General features: G+C 38.0%; 17 protein-coding genes, 1 other RNA gene and 1 other annotated feature. Of the genes, 14 read left to right on the top strand and 4 right to left on the bottom strand.

Going from position 1 to position 21,334, the window contains the following annotated elements; genetic code table 11:
* Nucleotides 1-6: 6 nt before the first annotated feature.
* On the bottom strand, nucleotides 7-396 hold the full coding sequence (locus LRP81_RS01185; RefSeq protein WP_230499400.1) for a TIGR04086 family membrane protein: 390 nt from the start codon (nucleotides 394-396) through the stop codon (nucleotides 7-9).
* A 190-nt stretch (nucleotides 397-586) separates the two neighbouring features.
* Here LRP81_RS01185 and LRP81_RS01180 point away from each other — a divergent pair, with 190 nt between their 5' ends.
* Entirely contained in the window at nucleotides 587-1,246 is a 660-nt protein-coding gene (locus LRP81_RS01180) for a DUF421 domain-containing protein (protein WP_230499399.1), read from the top strand.
* A 233-nt stretch (nucleotides 1,247-1,479) separates the two neighbouring features.
* Here LRP81_RS01180 and spoVB read toward each other — a convergent pair whose 3' ends face one another.
* Nucleotides 1,480-3,036, bottom strand: coding sequence for a stage V sporulation protein B (spoVB, locus tag LRP81_RS01175; RefSeq protein ID WP_230499398.1), 1,557 nt, complete (start codon nucleotides 3,034-3,036; stop codon nucleotides 1,480-1,482).
* A 108-nt stretch (nucleotides 3,037-3,144) separates the two neighbouring features.
* On the opposite strand from spoVB, the gene LRP81_RS01170 reads away from it, so the two are divergent.
* The 8 genes from LRP81_RS01170 (at nucleotide 3,145) to dtd (ending at nucleotide 13,170) form a co-directional block, all read left to right on the top strand.
* Nucleotides 3,145-3,432 carry a post-transcriptional regulator gene (locus tag LRP81_RS01170; RefSeq protein ID WP_230499397.1) on the top strand — a complete coding sequence of 96 codons (288 nt, stop codon included), beginning with the start codon at nucleotides 3,145-3,147 and terminating at the stop codon, nucleotides 3,430-3,432.
* Nucleotides 3,433-3,622: 190 nt separating this feature from the next.
* Complete coding sequence (secDF, locus tag LRP81_RS01165; RefSeq protein WP_230499396.1) at nucleotides 3,623-5,872, top strand: protein translocase subunit SecDF; 2,250 nt, start codon at nucleotides 3,623-3,625, stop codon at nucleotides 5,870-5,872.
* A gap of 104 nt (nucleotides 5,873-5,976) precedes the next feature.
* Nucleotides 5,977-6,876: a cation diffusion facilitator family transporter gene (locus LRP81_RS01160; RefSeq protein WP_230499395.1), complete on the top strand. Its 900-nt coding sequence runs from the start codon at nucleotides 5,977-5,979 to the stop codon at nucleotides 6,874-6,876.
* 18 nt (nucleotides 6,877-6,894) lie between these two features.
* Complete coding sequence (locus tag LRP81_RS01155) at nucleotides 6,895-7,203, top strand: LapA family protein (protein ID WP_230499394.1); 309 nt, start codon at nucleotides 6,895-6,897, stop codon at nucleotides 7,201-7,203.
* Between the two features lie 84 nt (nucleotides 7,204-7,287).
* Nucleotides 7,288-9,633, top strand: coding sequence for a single-stranded-DNA-specific exonuclease RecJ (gene recJ, locus LRP81_RS01150; protein ID WP_230499393.1), 2,346 nt, complete (start codon nucleotides 7,288-7,290; stop codon nucleotides 9,631-9,633).
* 14 nt (nucleotides 9,634-9,647) lie between these two features.
* On the top strand, nucleotides 9,648-10,160 hold the full coding sequence (locus LRP81_RS01145) for an adenine phosphoribosyltransferase (RefSeq protein WP_230499392.1): 513 nt from the start codon (nucleotides 9,648-9,650) through the stop codon (nucleotides 10,158-10,160).
* 353 nt (nucleotides 10,161-10,513) lie between these two features.
* Nucleotides 10,514-12,712, top strand: a complete 2,199-nt coding sequence (locus tag LRP81_RS01140) for a RelA/SpoT family protein (RefSeq protein WP_230499391.1) — start codon at nucleotides 10,514-10,516, stop codon at nucleotides 12,710-12,712.
* A 17-nt stretch (nucleotides 12,713-12,729) separates the two neighbouring features.
* Nucleotides 12,730-13,170 carry a D-aminoacyl-tRNA deacylase gene (gene dtd, locus LRP81_RS01135; RefSeq protein ID WP_230499390.1) on the top strand — a complete coding sequence of 147 codons (441 nt, stop codon included), beginning with the start codon at nucleotides 12,730-12,732 and terminating at the stop codon, nucleotides 13,168-13,170.
* A 52-nt stretch (nucleotides 13,171-13,222) separates the two neighbouring features.
* Here the strand turns inward: dtd and LRP81_RS01130 are convergent, their stop codons facing one another.
* Nucleotides 13,223-14,968 (bottom strand): SH3 domain-containing protein, encoded by a 1,746-nt coding sequence (locus LRP81_RS01130; RefSeq protein WP_230499389.1) that lies wholly within the window; start codon nucleotides 14,966-14,968, stop codon nucleotides 13,223-13,225.
* A gap of 133 nt (nucleotides 14,969-15,101) precedes the next feature.
* Between LRP81_RS01130 and LRP81_RS01125 the strand changes: the two genes are divergently transcribed.
* From LRP81_RS01125 to ssrS, 4 genes are all read left to right on the top strand, one after another.
* Nucleotides 15,102-15,278 carry an RNA polymerase subunit sigma-70 gene (locus tag LRP81_RS01125; protein ID WP_230499388.1) on the top strand — a complete coding sequence of 59 codons (177 nt, stop codon included), beginning with the start codon at nucleotides 15,102-15,104 and terminating at the stop codon, nucleotides 15,276-15,278.
* A gap of 85 nt (nucleotides 15,279-15,363) precedes the next feature.
* Nucleotides 15,364-15,604, top strand: a binding site (T-box leader).
* A 61-nt stretch (nucleotides 15,605-15,665) separates the two neighbouring features.
* Nucleotides 15,666-16,949: a histidine--tRNA ligase gene (hisS, locus tag LRP81_RS01120; RefSeq protein WP_230499387.1), complete on the top strand. Its 1,284-nt coding sequence runs from the start codon at nucleotides 15,666-15,668 to the stop codon at nucleotides 16,947-16,949.
* Entirely contained in the window at nucleotides 16,949-18,721 is a 1,773-nt protein-coding gene (gene aspS / locus LRP81_RS01115; protein ID WP_230499386.1) for an aspartate--tRNA ligase, read from the top strand. Before hisS ends, aspS begins: the two co-directional genes overlap by 1 nt.
* Before the next feature lie 66 nt (nucleotides 18,722-18,787).
* Nucleotides 18,788-18,976: non-coding RNA, 6S RNA (ssrS, locus tag LRP81_RS01110), on the top strand.
* 445 nt (nucleotides 18,977-19,421) lie between these two features.
* Here ssrS and LRP81_RS01105 read toward each other — a convergent pair.
* The gene (locus LRP81_RS01105; RefSeq protein WP_230499385.1) at nucleotides 19,422-19,775 is read right to left on the bottom strand and encodes a sunset domain-containing protein; all 354 of its coding nucleotides are present in this window, start codon (nucleotides 19,773-19,775) and stop codon (nucleotides 19,422-19,424) included.
* Between the two features lie 269 nt (nucleotides 19,776-20,044).
* Here LRP81_RS01105 and LRP81_RS01100 point away from each other — a divergent pair, with 269 nt between their 5' ends.
* Nucleotides 20,045-20,812, top strand: a complete 768-nt coding sequence (locus tag LRP81_RS01100; protein WP_230499384.1) for a tRNA threonylcarbamoyladenosine dehydratase — start codon at nucleotides 20,045-20,047, stop codon at nucleotides 20,810-20,812.
* Nucleotides 20,813-21,334: the final 522 nt, after the last annotated feature.

Genomic DNA, 21,334 nt, shown 5'->3' with positions numbered 1-21,334 from the left:
CTTTTATTATGTTTTCGAAGAATATCCAGAACTAATGTTAACCCCAATAATCCCCCCAAGTGCTGCTACACCGATAAAACCTGAGTGAAACATCATTTGTTGCAGTGTGAAAAGCGAATCATTTCCTAAATATTGAAACAAAAAAATGACCAAAGTATATGCTCCACCCGTGACCGCACCGAGAAGCCAGCCCTTTTCTTTTCCTTTCCCCCCTGAAATAAATCCACCAATAAAAAGTGTCAAAAAAGAAAGTATTAGGATAAGCCAAGCAACACTTGTTTCTTGGAGAGAAGTAAAACGAAGTATTAGAGAAAAAATAAAGCTAACGGCAATAGCTATCATAAATATCGTAATCAGTCCATACATAACGGCAATTCCAAGTTTTTTCGATTCCATTCCATCCATCCCCTTTCTTAGTACATGCCAAGTAATACAAGCATATTCAAAAGAACATTGGAAAATGCTTCAATTCATGAAATATCTAATAAAGAATAACACTAATGGTGATTAAGGCATCTGGAGAAACAGGTATTGTAGACGGTTAAAGCCTAGGAAATGTTAAAGGAAAAAGGGAGGTTGATGTGTAATGGAAGAATATGTAATGATGATTGCCAGAACCATCTTTCTCTATATTACGATTGTTTTTATTTTTCGCGTAATGGGCAAGCGGGAAATAGGAGAGCTAAGTGTGTTGGATCTGGTTGTTTTTATTATGATTGCAGAAATGGCAGTAATGGCTATTGAAAACCCAAAAGATCCATTGGTACATACTTTATTACCAATGTTTTTATTAATGGGAATACAAATATTACTTGCATATGTTTCTTTAAAAAGCCAGCGAATAAGAGATTTTGTAGATGGAAAACCAACGGTAATCATTAGTAATGGAAAAATTGACGAACAAGCTATGAAGAAACAGCGTTATAATTTTGATGACCTTTTAATTCAATTGCGCGATAAAGATATTAAGAACTTGGCCAATGTAGAATTCGCGATTCTCGAACCATCTGGAAAACTTTCTGTATTTGAAAAAAATAATTCAGAAAACACTACACAAGGAGAGAAAGAGTCCCTTAATCTTCCTCTCATTAAAGACGGAATTATTCAAGATGATCATTTGCAGCTGATTGGAAAAACAAACCTGTGGTTGCGTCAGCAGTTAAGATCACTAGGTTATCATGATTTCAAAAAAATTTCCTACTGTAGCTATGATCAAGGAGCTTTTTTTATAGATATAAAAGATTAGAATTTCTAAGTGTGCCTTTTAAGATTAGGTAGACACATTAAAGCGGGAAAAATAAATCAATGAATGAATGAAGTCTCCAGAATCATGAAACAGTATTAAATAAATAGGGTCTAAAACAGGAGAATAAAGTTATTCATCACTAGTATGAAAACACTCCAACTGAGATGTCATCATCGGTATAAAGCTCCTAACGGTCTTCCAAATTGCCTCACCCGATTCTTCTTCATGAAAAGTTACTTTTTCAACCATTTCCTTAAGAGAGGAAGCCTTGAAAGCTCTTCTCTCTTAACAAGCCCGAACATGACCATTAACAAAACGTAGAGGATACTAGTGATGACAATCATTAAAATGCTTCTGGGACCGACGCTAAGCTCTTGCCAAAGATTATCCAGCATCCATTTTCCGACCAACACGCATATAACCATATTAACAAAGCTTTTTATATAATCTCTCACATAGAGCGAATAGGATAAAACTTTCATAATGGTTGCCATATGCAAAAGAGTTACGAGCATCATCCCAATTACGATACCGAGGGCTGCTCCCATTATTCCGAAGGCTGGTTTACTTGCAAGGATAAAAATAACGGCAGTTTTTACGGCAGCACCGATAAAGCTATTGATCATGGCTGCTTTCGCAAGGTCTAATGCCTGTAATGTTGCTTGGAGTGGTCCTTGAAAATAATAGAATAAAAAGAATGGGGCCATCAATTTAATATAAATGGCTGCTTTGCTGCTACCATACATTAATAACATGATTGGTTCTGCATAGACGAAGAGGAGCACGACCGCAATCCCCCCTGTAGCGAAGGATAAACGTAATGCTTGTTGAAGACGGTGTTCAATCATTGCGTTATTTTTTTTCGCCGCAGCCTCACTTATAGCAGGAACAAGAGCGGTGGATAAGGAATAAGTAATAAAGGATGGTAGCATCATGAGTGGAAGGGCAAAGCCAACGAGTTCTCCGTATTGTTTAGTTGCAAGGGAAGTGGCAACACCAGCTAACGCCAAGCTTTGTGCGACGACAATTGGTTCAAAAAACCATGCGATGGAGCCAATCATCCTGCTCCCAGTAGTTGGGATGGCAATGCGCATTAAATCGCGAAACGTTTCCTTGCCTTCTCCTACATAGCTGAAAAATTTCGCACGCAGTCGGAATTTCTTTTTATTTTTGAAGACGAAAAGCATGTATAGTAATGACATTAGTTCCCCTACCACAGCGGAAAACATGGCACCAGCAGCGGCATATTCTATTCCATAAGGTAATAATGCTTTTGTACAAACAGCAACAAGTGAAATTCTAACCACTTGTTCAATCACTTGCGATATTGCAGAAGGCTTCATATTTTGTCTGCCTTGGAAATAACCACGAAGGACAGAGGAAATTGCAATGATAGGAACAACAGGTGCAATTGCCATTAACGGATAGTAGGTCCTGGGATCCGTAAACAAATGCTCAGAAAGGTATGGTGCAAGGAGGACCATGGCAGGAGTAAATACAATGCTTAGAGCCCCAGTTATAGCTAGGGACACAACAAGAATCTTCTTAATTTTACGGGTATTTCCTTGTGCTTCAGCCTCTGCTACTAGTTTTGAGATAGCGACAGGCAATCCTAATTGGGTAATGGTAATGGTAAGGACTAGGGTAGGAACAGCCATCATATAAAGGCCAACCCCTTCTTCCCCAATAAACCTTGCTACAACAATTCTGTTCACAAATCCAAGTACCCTAGTAATAAGTCCTGCAACAATTAATATCAATGTTCCTTTTAAAAAAGTCTGCTTTGTCATGCCATAACCTGCCTTCTCAATTTCTGACATATCCTTTACAATTATCTATATGCAAAGATATGGGCCAAGCATGACAAGCAATGGGAAAAGAATGGGGGATCAATAAATATGACAGGGGTTAAAGCTACAAATCAACATGCTTATGACCTTTATCGGTATGAGCTTAATCCAGTTTTACAAAGCAAGCTGGAGGAATTTCAGTTACTTGGATATAACACTGTGTCCGAAAATGATTTATGGGAATGCCTAACAAAAAAGAAGTGGAAGCGCCCCGAAACCAAAATGCTTTATGAGTTGGTAAATGATGTGTACAGTTTATCATTAAACGAATATATGACCTTTATAACGATTGAAGCATATAAAGCTCCGAATTTTTTTGTACAAAAAGATGATTAAATTTTCAGCAAAAATTGACACGGATTCTCGGATGAATCATAATGGTACATGATGGATAATCACTGCTTTTTATATCATTTACATACCTATACATATTGAAAGAGAAGCTTGTAACCTAGCAAGATGAATAGAAGGTTAGGTTAAAATATTTCTTCATCGATTGTAAGAGCAGAAGGAGGATTTTTAACAAATGGTCAAAAGAGGACGGATAGTAGCATTCTTTTTACTTTTAATTCTTATAGCAAGCACATTAGGGGTGTTTACGAATCCAATTACAAAAGATATTAAACTTGGCCTTGATCTTCAAGGTGGATTTGAAGTCCTTTATGAAGTAAAACCAATCAATGAAAATAGTGAATTAAACAGAGATGTTTTACTAAGTACTGTAAGTGCATTGAATAATCGTGTAAACGTTCTGGGTGTAAGTGAACCAAATATTCAGATTGAAGGAACAGATCGAATTCGTGTTCAACTTGCAGGTATCGACGATCAAGCTAAAGCACGGGAACTACTGTCCACAGAAGCAAAACTAACATTCCGTGACGTGGATGACAAGTTATTAATGGATGGTTCAGCTTTGGCTGAAAGTGGGGCAACCCAGTCCTTTGATCAATATAATGCACCAAGTGTTTCATTAACGCTTCGTTCTGCGTCCGAATTTGGTGATTTAACACGTCAAATTATGAACATGGGACCTAATCGTAATCTAATTGTCATTTGGCTTGATTATGAAGAAGGTGTGGACTCTTACGCTGCGGAAGCACAAAAGGAGAATCCAAAGTACCTCTCAGCTGCAACGGTCCAACATGTAATTAATGATACAAATGTCCAAATCACTGGAAACTTTACCGTAGAATCTGCTAAAGAGCTTTCGGATCTGTTGAATGCAGGTTCTTTACCAGTTGAATTAACAGAAATCTACTCAACATCCGTTGGAGCGCAATTCGGTGAAACTGCTCTTCAGAAAACGGTATTTGCTGGAATAGTTGGTATTGCTATCATTTTGCTATTTATGTTAGTTGTTTATCGTCTGCCAGGTTTTGTGGCTGTCATTACATTGAGCGCATATATCTTCCTTATCTTGTTAGTGTTTAACCTGATGAACGGGGTCTTAACATTGCCTGGTATCGCAGCATTAATTCTCGGGGTTGGGATGGCAGTTGATGCCAACATCATCACCTATGAGAGAATTAAAGAAGAACTGAAGCTTGGACGATCGACGATGTCAGCATTTCGAGCTGGTACAAGAAACTCTTTTTCAACTATCTTAGATGCGAACTTAACCACTTTGATTGCTGCAGGAGTTATGTTTGCATACGGGACAAGTTCTGTAAAAGGGTTTGCGACCATGTTAATTGTAAGTATTTTGTTAAGTTTTGTGACGGCAGTATTTGGATCACGGATTCTGTTAGGGCTACTAGTTAATAGTAGAATTTTAAATAATAAACCACATCTTTTTGCAGTGAAAAAAGAGGATATACTAGATATTAATCAAATCAATGATCAGACAGATCCACCGAATAGATTTTCAAACTGGGATTTCTTAAAACATCGTAATAAATTCTTTGTTTTCTCCGCAACAATGGTCGTGATTGGGATAATAATTCTGACAGTGTTCCGGTTAAATCTAGGAATTGATTTTGCTAGTGGTGCTCGAATTGATATAATGAGCGAAAATCCTTTAACTGCAGAAGAAGTTAAAGAGGAGTTAGCATCCATTAATTTTGAACCAAGTGATGTCATTTTATCGGGGGACAATAACGAAATGGCTGTTGCAAGGTATGTTGATGATTTTTCTCAATCTGAAATTGCGGAAATTAAGCAGCATATTAGCAGTAAATATGGAAGCGAACCTAGTATTAGTACTGTATCACCGACTGTTGGGGAAGAGCTTGCCCGAAATGCATTCTTCGCAGTATTAATTGCATCCATAGGTATTGTTATATATATTTCAGTCCGTTTTGAGTTTTTGTATGGATTAGCTGCGATTACAGCCTTGTTATATGATGCGTTTTTTATCATTGTCGTTTTCAGTATTTTGAGGCTAGAGGTTGATATCACCTTTATAGCGGCAGTACTGACTATAATTGGGTATTCTTTAAATGATACGATTGTGACATTTGATCGAATACGTGAAAATTATAAAAAGAAGAAGCGTGTTAAAACTTATGAGGATTTAGCGGAAATTGTAAATAAAAGTCTTCAGCAAACATTTACTCGTTCCATAAATACGGTATTAACGGTATTGTTTGCAGTTGTAGCATTGTTGTTATTAGGAAGTGAATCCATATCAAACTTCTCGATAGCACTGCTCGTTGGCTTAATTGCAGGAACGTATTCTTCATTATTCATCGCTGCCCAGCTATGGCTTGTTTGGAAGCATAAGCAATTGAATAAACCAAAAAAAGCTCCAGTAAATGAAGCGGAACCGGAAGTATAAGAAAAATGTCGTACGTCTTTTTATAAGACGTGCGATTTTTTTTGTTTTAGAAAGAAGAATAAAAAAGATTCTCATACAATAGAAGAAGGAAGGGGTGTTGGGTGATGGAACATAACGAACGTTTTAAGAAGGCTGAATTTGCTGCATTAGTTGGAGTGTTTGGGAATGTTATCTTAGCGGTTTTTAAGGCATGGATCGGAATTATTGCCAACAGCCGTGCACTTATTGCAGATGCTGCTCATTCCGCTTCTGATATTGTAGGGTCTTTTGCCGTGTATATAGGGTTAAAAGCGGCAAAGCGGCCGCCTGATGAGGATCATCCGTATGGGCATGGAAAAGCTGAGAATATTGCTGCAATAATAGTTGCAGTTCTTTTGCTTATTGTGGGCTTTGAGATTGGAAAATCCTCTTTTCAAGCTTTCTTTAAACCCATCGACCCACCAAAGATAATCGCTATTTATGCCGTCATTATTTCCATTATTGCGAAGGAAGCGATGTTTCAATATAAGCATAGATTGGGAAAAAGAATTAAAAGTGATGCAATTATCGTAAATGCCTATGAGCATAGGTCAGATGTTTATTCTTCAATAGCTGTATTAATTGGAATAGCAGGTGCTGTTTTTGGTGGTAATATCGGAATTGAATGGCTAGTATATTTAGATCCAGTGGCAGGAATAGTGGTTGCAATTATTATCATCAAGATCGCCTGGAAGCTCGGTTCTGAATCTATACACAGTACGTTGGATCACGTTCTACACGAAGAAGATACAGAAAAATTTCGAGTCATTGTTCAATCAGTACCAGAGGTTATGAAGATAGATAGCCTTCATGCAAGAGAGCATGGGCACTATGTAATCATCGATTTGAAAATCTCCGTAAATCCCTACATTACTGTTGAAGCTGGTCATCTAATAGGGAAGAAAGTAAAGGCTAGGCTATTGGAAAGTAAAGAAGTACAGGATGTATTTGTTCATATCAATCCTTACTCTGAACAAGTAACATAAAAAAGGAGAGAAGTCATTGTGAAAACACAATGGTATTTACTTGCTGGAATTTTGTTTACCATATTTGTATCGGTATTTGCTGTATTGAATGTGGCACCGGTTGAAGTTAATTTCTTGTTCGGAACTGCTGAATGGCCACTTGTGTTAGTAATATTATTTTCCACACTGATGGGGATAATAATAGCAGGTTCTATAGGTATCTATCAAGTAGTGATGACAAGGCGTAAATTCGAACAAAAGCATAAAAATAGTAACACTACTAAGACGTACACATCTGAAAATACAAAAACGGGGGCATCACATGAAAGGAAGCACAAGCTGAAATAGTGGCTTGTGTTTTCTTATGTTAAACCTTTATTGAAGCCATCTCCTCTCTCTAGTATAATTAGAAAAGCTAAGGGAGGAATTATTTTGATAGCTTCTAAATCACGTTGGAATGTTAAGGAACCAAATAGAGAAAAAGTACAATATTTGGCGGAGTCTCTTAATATTGCCCCACTAATTGCTTCCCTTTTAGTAAACAGAGGGATGGATACACTTGAGACTGCAAAAGAATTTTTATATACACATGAACTGGATTTTCACGATCCGTTTTTGATGGATGATATGGACAAGCTTGTAGAAAGAGTTAATCAAGCTATTCAAACGGAAGAAAAAATTCTTGTCTACGGAGATTATGATGCAGATGGAGTTAGTAGCACCACGGTTTTAGTAACGGCACTTAGAGAAATTGGTGCAAAAGTTGAATTTTATATTCCGAATCGATTTACAGAAGGGTACGGACCGAATGAATCTGCTTTTAAGCAAGCAAAGGAAAACGGTTTTTCCGTCATTATTACAGTTGATACAGGGATTTCCGCACTTCATGAAGCTAAGATTGCCAAAGATCTAAATATGGATCTCATTATTACAGATCACCATGAACCTGGTCCAGAACTTCCTGATGCATTCGCGATTATTCATCCGAAAAAAGAGACCTGTACATATCCTTTTAAAGACTTAGCGGGAGTTGGAGTTGCCTATAAGGTAGCACATGCGCTATTAGGGAAAAATCCTGAACATCTTCTAGATGTGGCAGCTATAGGAACAATAGCCGATTTAGTTCCTTTAGTGGGAGAAAACCGGTTATTAGCTTCAAAGGGTATTAAAAAAATGCAGCAAACAACACGGATTGGTCTTAAGGCTTTGTTCCAAAAATGTGGGGTAGAAACTCACACTATTTCAGAAGAAACAATAGGTTTTTCCATCGGTCCTAGAATTAACGCGGTTGGTAGATTGGACAATGCTGACCCTGCTGTACATCTATTAATGACAGAAGATGTGGAAGAAGCAAAAATGCTGGCAGATGAAATGGAAAGTTATAATAAAGAGCGTCAGCAAATTGTCACGCAGATAACTGAAGAAGCGATTCAACAAGTGGAAGAAAAATATCCACCTGAAGAAAATAGCTTTATTATTGTCGAGGGACATAACTGGAATGCAGGTGTAATCGGCATTGTTGCTTCTCGTCTCGTTGATCGCTTTTACAGACCAACTATTGTGTTAAGCCTTGATGAAGAAAAAGGGTTAGCTAAAGGTTCCGCAAGATCAATCGCGGGATTTGACTTGTTTGAAAATTTATCTGGATGTCGGGACATTTTACCTCATTTTGGAGGTCACCCGATGGCTGCGGGAATGACTCTAAATATGGAAGATGTAGAAAAGCTCAGATTAAGGATGAATCAGCGAGCATCTGAAATACTAAAGGAAGAAGATTTCTCACCAATAACAGATGTGGATATAGAATGCAAAGTCGAAGAAGTAACTTTGCAGACAATTGAACAACTAGACAAACTAGCTCCATTCGGAATGGCAAATCCTAAGCCCAAAGTATTAGTAAAAAGTGTTTCTCCACAACAACTAAGACAAATTGGTAATAAGAGTAACCATTTAAAGATGGTCATTGAACAAGATGGTTGTTCTTTAGATTGCGTAGGATTTGGCTTTGGAGAAAAATTTCATCATGTTTCTCCAGGAGCAACTCTTGATGTGCTTGGGGAACTTTCTATTAATGAATGGAATAATTTCCGTAAACCACAGTTGTTTTTAGCAGATTTACGGGTGAAGGAATACCAGCTGTTTGACATCCGTTCTATCAAACAACTTAACCAAACATTGCAGGGAATTGCTAAAGATAAACTTTGTATTATGTATTTTAACGAAAAAACACTAAAAGAAGTAAACTTGGATAATGAATTGTACCCGTACGCAACCTATGTGGTAAATGGGACTAAGATAGAAACAAAAGGGAAATACCTTGTACTGCTGGATATACCTTCAGATGAATTGTTGCTTTCAACAATTTTAGAAGAAGCAGAGCCTGCAAGGGTATATGCAGCATTCTTCCAAAAAGAAACGCACTTTTTTTCAACAATCCCAACCCGAGAGCATTTCAAATGGTTTTATGCACTACTTGTGAAAAAAGGGTCATTTGAACTGTCAAAACATGCTGGAGATATTGCCAAGCACAAAGGTTGGTCAAAAGAAACGGTATATTTCATATCACAGGTGTTTTTTGAGTTAGAATTTGTTACAATAGACAAGGGTTTTATCGCTTTGAACCATACCGCGAAAAAACGGGACATTGAAGAGTCCCCTACTTATCAAAAAAAGCAACAACAAGTGGAACTCGAAAACTTGTTTCTATACTCATCATATAAACAACTAAAATCGTGGTTTGATCGGCATCTAACCAGGCAATGCATTGTTCATTCATAGGAGGAAAATAGAAGATGGATTTAAAGAAATATATTACAATTGTTCCAGATTGGCCAAAACCCGGCATTCAGTTTAAAGATATTACAACATTGATGGATAATGGGGATGCCTATCGCTATGCAACAGATCAAATCGTTGAGTATGCTCGCGAAAAAGAGGCAGATCTGATTGTTGGTCCTGAAGCTCGAGGGTTTATCATTGGTTGCCCGGTTGCATATTCTTTAGGAGTAGGTTTTGCACCAGTTCGTAAAGAAGGAAAGCTACCACGTGAAGTGGCGCGAGTAGAATACGGATTAGAATACGGCAAAGATGTACTAACGATTCATAGAGATGCCATTAAACCTGGGCAGCGTGTATTAATTACTGACGACCTTCTTGCAACAGGTGGTACAATTGAAGCGACGATTAAACTTGTAGAAGAACTTGGTGGAGTCGTTGCTGGTATTGCATTCCTAATTGAACTGTCTTACTTGGATGGGCGCAATAAGCTTGATGGATTCGATATCTTAACATTGATGAAATACTAATACAAAAACTAGGACTGAAAATAGTCCTAGTTTTTTTAAAAAGAGTTTTTTAAGTAAGCACAATGTCAAGCGCCTCGCCGCCTCGTCTTATACTTGTCGGGGCTGATCAAGGCGCTTACGCTTTTCTGTAACAGGGTAATTTTTACACCTATTCCTAAAAAATCTGTCGACAAATCTTTATTTTTCACTTAATATCCCTTTACATCTACTTAAATTTTCACGATAATAAAAACAATATCTTTGTTTTGGTAAAATTGAAAAGTAATTGTCAATAAAGTAATAGAATTATTTAATATAAATCGGAAATATTGTGAATCCAAAATGGAGAAATTCAAAAAAGGTGAGTAGAAAAAATGGCAAATGAGCAAGTATTAACTGCAGACCAGGTGATAGAAAATGCGAGGCGCTATCTGAAAGGCGACGATATCACATTTTTAGAAAGAGCGTATGAGTTTGCTAAAAATGCTCATGCAGAACAGTATCGAAAATCAGGAGAGCCTTACATCATACACCCGATACAGGTTGCAGGAATCCTTGTAGACCTTGATCTAGATCCATGCACTATTGCAGCTGGGTTTCTTCATGATGTCGTAGAAGACACCTCTATTTCCTTGGAAGAAATTAAAGAAGCTTTTAACACAGAAGTTGCGATGCTTGTGGATGGCGTTACAAAACTTGGAAAAATAAAATATAAATCACATGAAGAGCAGCAAGCGGAAAATCATCGTAAAATGTTTGTAGCTATGGCGCAAGATATCCGCGTCATCTTAATTAAACTTGCAGACCGTCTTCACAATATGCGCACCTTAAAGCATCTTCCACAAGAAAAGCAACGCCGTATTTCTAATGAAACGTTGGAGATTTTTGCGCCACTTGCTCATCGGCTTGGTATTAGCAAAATAAAGTGGGAACTTGAAGATACAGCGCTCCGCTACCTTAATCCTCAACAATATTATCGGATTGTAAATTTAATGAAACGTAAGCGTGCAGAGCGGGAGCAATATATTTCTGAAGTAATGAATGAGGTTAATAACAGCCTCGAGGAAGTGGAAATTACTGCTGAGCTTTCTGGTAGACCTAAACATATTTATAGTATTTATCGTAAAATGGCGATGCAAAACAAACAATTTAGTGAGATTTACGATCTTTTAGCGGTCCGAATCATCGTAAATAGTATTAAAGACTGCTATGCTGTTCTTGGAATCATTCATACGTGCTGGAAGCCTATGCCTGGTCGATTCAAGGACTATATTGCAATGCCAAAACCAAATATGTATCAGTCGTTGCATACAACCGTAATCGGTCCTAAAGGGGACCCTTTGGAAGTGCAAATCCGGACAAATGAAATGCATCAAATTGCTGAATACGGAATTGCTGCTCACTGGGCATACAAAGAAGGTAAAGAGACGGATGATAGTGCATCCCTTGAAGATAAATTAACCTGGTTCCGAGAAATTCTCGAATGGCAAAATGATGCCACCAATGCAGAAGAATTTATGGAATCTTTAAAAATTGATCTTTTTTCAGATATGGTCTTTGTGTTTACACCGAAGGGAGACGTAATCGAACTACCTTCTGGATCTGTTCCGATTGATTTTTCCTATCGAATCCATTCTGAAATCGGGAATAAGACAATTGGTGCCAAAGTTAATGGGAAAATGGTGACGTTGGACTATAAACTGAAAACTGGTGACATCATTGAAATATTGACATCCAAACATTCATACGGACCAAGCCAGGATTGGTTAAAGCTTGCCCAAACATCCCAAGCAAAAAATCGCATCAGACAATTTTTCAAAAAACAACGTCGTGAAGAAAATGAGGAAAAGGGCCGCGACTTAGTTGAAAAGGAAATTAAAGGACTGGATTTTGACCTTAAAGAAATATTAACATCAGAAAACATTAACCGTGTTTCAGAGAAATTCAATTTTATGACTCCGGAAGATATGTTTGCTGCTGTTGGTTATAACGGAATCACTGCTCTGCAAGTTGCCAACCGTTTAACAGAAAAACAACGTCGAAAACGGGATCAGGAGCAACAAATTACTGATATTACAGAAAGTGCAGAAAAGAAAAAAACGGCACCGGTAAAGAAGCGTAAGGACGCAGGTGTTGTTGTCCAAGGTATTGATAGTCTACTTGTTCGCTTATCAAAATGCTGTAATCCTGTTCCTGGTGATGAGATAGTCGGCTTTATTACGAGAGGTCGAGGAGTATCAGTCCATCGTGCTGACTGCGCAAATGTTCTTGCTGAAGAGACCAATGATCGTTTGATAGATGTGGAATGGGAAAGTGATGTCAAAGATAATCGTGAATACAATGTAGAAATTGAAATTACTGGTTACGACCGAAGAGGCTTGTTAAATGAAGTATTACAAGCTGTTAATGAAACAAAAACTGATATAACAGCTGTATCTGGGCGTTCTGACAGAAATAAGATGGCAACCATTCATATGGCAATAGCTATCCATAATATAAATCATTTGCATAAAGTTGTGGAGAGAATTAAACAAATCTCTGATATATATGCAGTTCGTAGAATTATGCAATAAGTGAGGTTACCTGGAAAATGAGAGTAGTGCTGCAAAAAGCAAAAAGAGGAGAAGTCCGTGTAGAAGGAGCAACCGTGGGTAAAATCGACAAAGGGTTAATGCTCCTAGTTGGTGTCACACATGAAGATTCACTTGAAGATGCGGCTTATGTTGCAGAGAAGGTAATTAATTTACGTATCTTTGATGATGAAAACGGTAAAATGAACTTATCTTTATTAGATGTAGGGGGACAAGTTCTATCTGTTTCGCAATTTACTCTATATGGAGATTGTCGGAAAGGTAGACGCCCAAACTTTATGGCTGCAGCAAAGCCAGATTATGCAGAAAAAGTATACAATGCTTTTAATCAAGAGCTCCGAAATAAAGGGTTGGAAGTGGAGACCGGTCAATTTGGAGCCATGATGGAAGTGGATTTTGTGAACGATGGCCCTGTGACATTGATTGTGGAAAGTAAGTAATATACAACAAGCCGCTTGATCACCTTTTAAATTAGGGAATCAAGCGGCTTGTCTAATTTTCTTTAAAATATTGAGCAAGTCCTTGATAGATGGCTGTTGATGCTCTCTCTTGGAAATCACCAGATTTAATCGTCATTTCCTCACCACGGTTACTAATATACCCCAATTCTAATAGAAGGGAAGGTCGCATACTTTCTCTTAAAACAAGATAGTTTTCCTGTCTATAACCCCGATCGCGTAAATGGATATATTGAGTAAGTGCAGAATGAACACTTTCTGCTAAGCTCTCATCGGAATTACTATAGTAATACGTCGTAGTACCTGTTACACTACTATCGTCCAGACTATCGTAGTGGACACTGATAAAAGCATCAGCTTGGTAATAGTTCGCCATTTGAGGGCGTGTGTGTAAAGGAACAGAAGTATCAGCTTGTCTAGTCATATGGACTTTAGCACCTGCAGCCCTTAACTTATCATGCAATAGTTGTGAAGTACGTAATGTTAACTCCTTTTCATAAGTACCAGAAGCGCCAATTGCTCCTACATCTCTTCCTCCGTGTCCTGGATCGATGACAATAACTTTATTGGCCAAATATTGCTCTGCACCAGCTCTTGATATCTTATTAGTACTTCCTTTTGTAGTGACTATCCATCCAGCAACAAAGGCGTCAGAACCGTCAGATAGCTTTATTTTATACCAATTGTCTTCCACTCCAGCAATCTCAAATTCTTCGCCTTTATTTGCTCTTAGCACTACGTTTGCAGTCGTTGAAGGAGCACTGCGAATATTGGTTGCATCATCGACTATGACAATGGTTCCCTCGGTGTTTGATGGAATTTCTTGTGATGATTGTCCACTCTTTTCAAGAAACCAGCCTGCAATCCATCCTTTTTGTCCATCATCCATTTCAATTTCACACCAATTATTTCTTTCATTGATTATTTTTACCTTGGAGCCTTCTGCAAGCTGTTTCAACACACTTCCATTCAAAGATGGTTCACTTCTTACATTAAGACCTGCTACTTTGATAATTGCTTCAGTAGCGGTTGGTGCTGATCCTGCTTGATCTTGATTAAGAGTGGCATAATCTTTGTGTATCCATCCATCCATTCCTTGATAATTGATTTTTAGCCACTCACCACTTGACGCTGTTACCATTACTTGTTGTCCAGTTGATAATGTCCCAAGCACTTCACCTTGAGTAGAAGCTTCACTGCGTATGTTCAGGTCGTCTGTTAGAATAGTGGCCACTTGTTGTTTTTCTTCATCGACTGTTGTTTCAGTTTTTTTAGCAGTTATTGAGACAAATTCTTTTGCTACCCAGCCTTCTACTCCGTCCCCGCTTATTTTCACCCAATTTTCATTTTCATCTAAATAACGGACATTTACGGAAGAGGTGTGAACAAAACCAATTACTGAAAAGTTGGTACCTGGTCCAGTACGAACACGTAAATCGTCAGTTAGTATTTGGACAAAAGACTCTCCGCCTGTACTAGGAGCAGTAGAACCACCGCCATTACTGCTTTCTTTTACAAGATAAGATGCTACCCAACCAGCCTTTGAAGAGGTAACTTGAATTTTCACCCATTCTCCCTGACTCTCCACTACTGGATATGTCTCTCCGCGTAATACTTTGGAAATGATTGCCCCATTTGTATCAGGAGTTGTTCTAACGTTTAAGACATCTGTCGCGACAACAACTGATTTATTTGCATAAGCAGATGTAACATCCAAAAAGGCAAAAACTGTTGAAAATAATAAGAGTGCTGTAATAAAAATATGTAGTTTTTGACGCAAACCGTTGCCTCCTTTATGTGTGCTCACCAAATTCTCTTCTACATGTAATCAAAAAAATCCTGCTAATATTGAAAGATTTAGCCAGAAAAAGGACAGGATAGTAATTAGTGTAGCAAAAAAGGAGCGTATGAGGATGAAATTTAGTGAAAAACATAATAGAGCTTATGGAAGTAGAGATGTATTCGGTGTAAGTTTTCATGATTTTCTCGAAAAGGAAAAAGACTCTTCCACATACTTGGAATTGGCATCTGAGTTTGGAATATCGGTAAGGGATGTCAAATCGTTAAAAAAACAAATAAATCGAATTTAATAATATCTTGACAAGAGGATTCTAATGTATATATACTAGCAAGTATCTTACATAGCCAATTGTCTATTTAAAAGACTTACTATATTTTATACCGATGATGGGGAACAGTAGTTGAGAAACACATGGAAAGAGAAGAAATGCCTTGGGCTGAAAGCATTTCACCATGATGCCTCAATGAACGAACACTCCGTAGGATCCCCTCTGAAAAAGCAGAAATTGCTCTATTAGGAGATGGACGTTGCAGGCGTTAACTGCTTGAGTGGAAGTATCGTTTATTTAGTTACTTCAATTAGGGTGGCACCACGGGATAATCTCCCGTCCCTTGTTTAGTTTTTAAACAAGGGACGGGAGTTTTTTTATTTTTGAAAGGAAGAGGAGGAACTGTTAATGGCAATTCAAATACCGCGTGGAACACAGGATATTTTACCTGGTACAGTGGAAAAGTGGCAGTATATTGAAGCAAAGGCAAAAGAAATCTGTGAGATTTATAACTATAAAGAAATTAGAACTCCAATATTTGAAAGTACTGAGCTCTTTTTTAGAGGAGTAGGAGATACCACAGATGTTGTCCAAAAAGAAATGTACACATTTGAAGACCGTGGAGGTAGAAGTCTTACTCTTCGTCCAGAAGGAACGGCTTCAGTGGCAAGGTCTTACGTCAACAACAAAATGTTTGGATCCCCTAATCAACCTACAAAACTATTTTACATTGGACAGATGTTCCGTTACGAGAGACCACAAGCTGGTAGGTTTCGTCAATTTGTTCAATTTGGTATAGAGGCGCTCGGAAGTAACGACCCTTCCATAGATGCAGAAGTTATTGCATTAGCAGTAGACCTATATCAAAGCCTTGGCTTAAAAAACTTAAAAGTAGTTATTAACAGTTTAGGTGATCAAGAAAGCAGACAGGCACATAGAGATGCCTTAATTAATCACTTCCAGCCTAGAATTAATGAATTCTGTGGAGACTGTCAATCGCGTTTAGAGAAAAACCCGCTTCGTATTTTAGATTGTAAAAAAGACCGTGAGCACGAGCTGATGAGCACAGCACCATCCATCCTGGCCTATTTAAATGGTGATTCAAAAGCTTACTTTGACAAAGTCATCGGTTATTTAGAAGTAATGGGAGTGAATTATGAAATTGACCCGAATCTTGTTAGAGGACTTGATTATTATTTCCATACTGCATTTGAAATAATGAGTACTTCTGAAGGATTTGGTGCCATCACTACTCTATGCGGTGGCGGACGCTATAATGGTCTAGTTCAAGAAATTGGCGGACCAGAGACACCAGGTATTGGCTTCGCACTAAGTATCGAGCGATTAATCTCTGCAATGGAAGCAGAAAATGTGGAGTTCCCGAAAGAAGATTCTATTGACTGTTTTGTTATAGCATTAGGCGAAAAAGCAAAGGATACCGCAGTTAAACTACTTTTTGACCTCCGTAAAGCGGGCATAGTTTCAGAAAAAGATTACCAGGATAAAAAATTAAAAGCCCAGTTTAAAGCAGCTGATCGCCTGCAGGCTAAATATACCGTTGTTTTCGGGGATGACGAATTAGATAAAGGAGTAGTTTCTATTAAAGAAATGGAAACTGGAGAGCAACAAGAAGTCCCATTTGAAAATGCTGTTGCATATATTTCAGAAAAGAAAAGTGAGGAGAGATCATGATGCAAGGAAGAACTTATTTTTGTGGAGAAGTCCCACAATCATCCATTGGAGAAACGATTGAACTGAAAGGATGGGTTCAAAAACGTCGTGATCTTGGGGGATTAATTTTCTTAGACCTACGTGACCGTACTGGTCTTGTACAAATCGTTTTTAATCCGGATGTTTCTGCGGAAGCGTTACAAACTGCTGAATCTGTCCGTAATGAATTTGTACTATATATTAAAGGAAAAGTAGTTGCCAGAGATGAGGCGACAATAAACACCAACTTAAAAACTGGTGGGATTGAAGTGCATGCAGAAGCGATTGAAGTGTTAAATGCTGCAAAAACACCACCTTTCGTTGTAGGCAACAAAACAGAAGTAAATGAAGATGTTCGTTTGAAATATCGCTATTTAGACCTACGTCGTCCTATTATGTTTGACACTTTGAAAATGAGACATGAAGTATCACGTTCTATTCGTGAGTTTTTAAATAATAAACAATTTTTAGAAGTGGAAACACCAATCTTGACTAAAAGTACACCTGAAGGAGCACGTGATTATTTAGTTCCTAGTCGTGTACACCCAGGTGAATTTTATGCACTGCCACAATCACCTCAGATCTTTAAACAGTTGTTAATGGTTTCTGGTGTTGAGCGTTATTACCAAATTGCCCGCTGTTTCCGAGATGAAGACCTTCGTGCAGACAGACAGCCTGAATTTACCCAAGTCGATATTGAAACATCCTTCCTATCAGAAGAAGAGATTATTCAAATGATGGAAGAAATGATGGGCATGGTAATGAAAGAAACGAAAGGATTGGAAGTTTCAGATACCTTCCCTCGTATCACCTATCAAGATGCAATGGAAAGATACGGGTCAGATAAACCAGACACACGTTTTGAAATGGAACTTATCAACCTTTCCGAACAAGTTGCAGGTAGTGGATTTAAAGTGTTCAGTGCCGCTGTAGAAAACGGTGGACAAGTAAAAGCGATCAACGTTAAAGGTGCAGCTTCTAAATACTCAAGAAAAGACATTGATGCACTAACAGAGTATGCTGCTGTTTATGGAGCTAGAGGCTTAGCCTGGTTGAAGATGGAAGCAGAAGGTTTAAAAGGACCGATTGCGAAATTCTTTAACGAAGAAGAACAACAAAGCTTTATTCAAACATTGGATGCTTCAGAAGGGGACCTAATTCTTTTCGTAGCAGATAAAAAATCAGTAGTGGCGGATGCTCTTGGTGCCCTTCGACTGAAATTAGGAAAAGAACTAGGACTAATCGATGAAGGTAAATTCAATTTCTTATGGGTAACAGACTGGCCGCTTTTAGAGTACGATGAAGAAGCGGGGCGTTATTTTGCAGCACATCACCCATTTACCATGCCTAGACGTGAAGACATGTCGTTACTTGATACAAATCCAGGACAAGTACGGGCTCAAGCATATGACCTTGTCTTAAATGGTTACGAATTAGGTGGGGGTTCTCTTCGTATTTATGAAAGAAACATCCAAGAAAAAATGTTTGAAGTGCTAGGTTTTAGTAAAGAAGAAGCGCAGGAACAATTCGGATTCTTGCTAGAAGCATTCGAATATGGAACTCCTCCACATGGTGGAATTGCGCTTGGTTTAGACCGTCTTGTCATGTTGCTTGCAGGGAGAACGAATCTTCGTGATACGATTGCATTCCCGAAAACTGCAAGCGCAAGCTGTATCTTAACAGCCGCTCCAAGTCCTGTCGAAAGTGGGCAATTAGACGAGTTACATTTGTCGCTATCTGACAAAAAAGAGTAGATTTTCCTATGTGTTGTTCCCTTGTAAAAAAGGTTATCCGTGTGGTATGATACTTTCAAGAAGTTGCAAGTCCTGATGTGTTCGTCGTATAACCTATTGTTTTGACCGAACAATAGATTATACGGGAGCTCAGAGTTTTCGTCGCTGCGTAAATGCCTTCCCTGTGAGGACTTACTAGATGCATGAAACAGAGCACCCACCTGCTGTGAGCGGGTTCAAAACGAAGGCATCAACGACGGCACAATTGGGACTTGCATACATACGGAAAAAGGGGCTGGGACAAAAATGTTTTAGCCTAAGACAAAACCGAACTTATTTGAGTAATTGATCAAATATGTTCGGTTTTTTAGTATAAAAATATGCTTTTATTTTTTAGATTACACTAGCGGTTGATTGGAGGGCAAGACGTAGACTCCTGCGGGAGAAGTGGCTAATGTGAGACCCCGCAGGCGAAGCCGAGGAGGCTCGCGGGTCACCCGCGGAAAGCGAAGTCTTGCACGGAAATCAATAGCGGTATTTATTGTCGGCCATTATATTGTTCGTCTTTTTGTTTGTGTTCTTTAGTTTTGTCCCAGCCTCCTCTTTTTTGTTTGATAAAAAAATAGGTTTCGCTTACAAGGATGTTTTAGATAACAAATTGTGAAAAATTAGATAGAAACAAAAAACACCCCTAAATCAGAGAAGGGGTGAATCTTCATAGTTATCTGGCAGATTTACGATATCCAGCAGCTTCTGCTTCTTCTTCTGTATGAAACCATTCAACAGGTGTCGTTCGATCATAAAAAACACCGCCAGGAACATGATATATATTTTCACCTCGAGCATTTTTATTTGCTTTAATTAATGGAGTGTTTTCTTGTTCAGACATAGATTCTTTAGTATTCTTTTTCGATTTTTCCAGCGTCACCGCAATAGCCTCTAGTGTTTGCTTAACTTGAAACGAAGTGACCTCTTTAGCAATCACTTGTTGATTTCTTCTTTTTACATTGAAAATTGTCAGGAATCCACTAACTAGTACAAATATAAATGATAAGACCTTCCATACACTTTTCATCAACATCCCCCGCCTTCAAATAAACTAACTCTTCGTTTCTATTCCCTCTATTATAAGGTAAACAAACCAGTTTCGTAAAAAGTAAACCTATAAAAGCAAAATTATTGACAATATTTACATTCATTAAACCCTTTCCATACAAAATAGGTAATTCCATTCCATCCACTTGTGACCACTTGATTTTCACCAAAAGTATGTTATATTCGATTTCGGGTACAATCTTTAAAAGATAAAAGTTGATTCGAATGATAAATGGAGTTGATTAAACAATGCTGCATCAATTTTCAAGAAATGAATTAGCAATAGGAAAAGAAGGGTTGGACAAGCTGAAAAACAGTACAGTTGCTGTCTTAGGTATTGGAGGAGTCGGATCTTTTTCAGCTGAAGCTCTTGCACGTTCTGGAGTAGGTCGCCTTATCTTAGTTGATAAAGATGATGTCGATATCACCAATGTTAACCGCCAGCTTCATGCATTATTGTCAACAGTTGGACAACCTAAAGCAGATTTAATGAAGGCACGTATTCAGGATATAAACCCTGAATGCGAAGTGATTGCCTTAAAAATGTTTTACACCGAAGAGACATATGAAGAGTTCTTCAGCTATAAGCCTGATTATGTCATTGATGCATCTGATACAATCTCTTATAAAATTCATTTAATGAAAGAATGTCTTCAACGAAAAATCCCAGTCATATCAAGTATGGGTGCTGCCAATAAAATGGATCCAACACGCTTTAAAGTTGCGGATATTTCCAAAACACATACAGATCCAATTGCTAAAGTAATACGAACCCGCCTGCGTAAAGAGGGAATTCACCGTGGAATCAAGGTTGTCTTTTCTGATGAAAGTCCGATCGTCATTCGTGAAGACGTAAGAAAAACAGTTGGTAATGACAAGGCACAAATCAGGAAGGCAAAAATGCCGCCATCCTCGAATGCGTTTGTCCCATCTGTAGCTGGTCTAATCCTTGGTGGATATGTGATTAATGATTTACTAAAGCATATAAAAATCCAGCGTGTCGGTGGACAACAATAATAAGAGAAAAAGTAGGACGAAAACGAGCAGTTATTCCATCCTACTTTTTTTTATTGTTGAAAGGGTATTTCAATTGTTCGTTCGTTTAGAAGTGAACCGTTTGCTAAATCAAATAAACAACTGATTGTTCTTTTGGATAGGGTTGATATAGTATCTAAATCATCATCAGATCTATGAGTACCCAAATCCCATGAGAGTTAATGGGAAAATGTCATCATCAGCAGTATGAAGACAAAAATCCGAGGGGAACCTTTAGAAAAATGACTTCATCTGCGATATGAGGACGAAAATCTCAGAAGGACGATAAAAAAGTCCTCATATGCATAATGAAGACTAAAAACTCAGTGAAACTGGATAACTGTTAATCAATATGAAACTTTTCTATCAGATTTACTATTTAAGTCATACTTCAATAAGATAATTTTTCAAGGAGTACCTTGCAACTATAAAAAGTGAAAATTCAAGAAGTTAAAGTGGTTGTTTCTTTAATAAATATTTTTCAAACTTCTTGGAACAGCTTTA

It is taken from the genome of Sutcliffiella rhizosphaerae (assembly GCF_917563925.1).
Classification (GTDB): Bacteria; Bacillota; Bacilli; order Bacillales; family Bacillaceae_I; genus Sutcliffiella_A; species Sutcliffiella_A rhizosphaerae.
The sequence above is the reverse complement of the archived record's forward strand: the minus strand, read 5'-3'. Positions and strand labels throughout refer to the sequence as shown.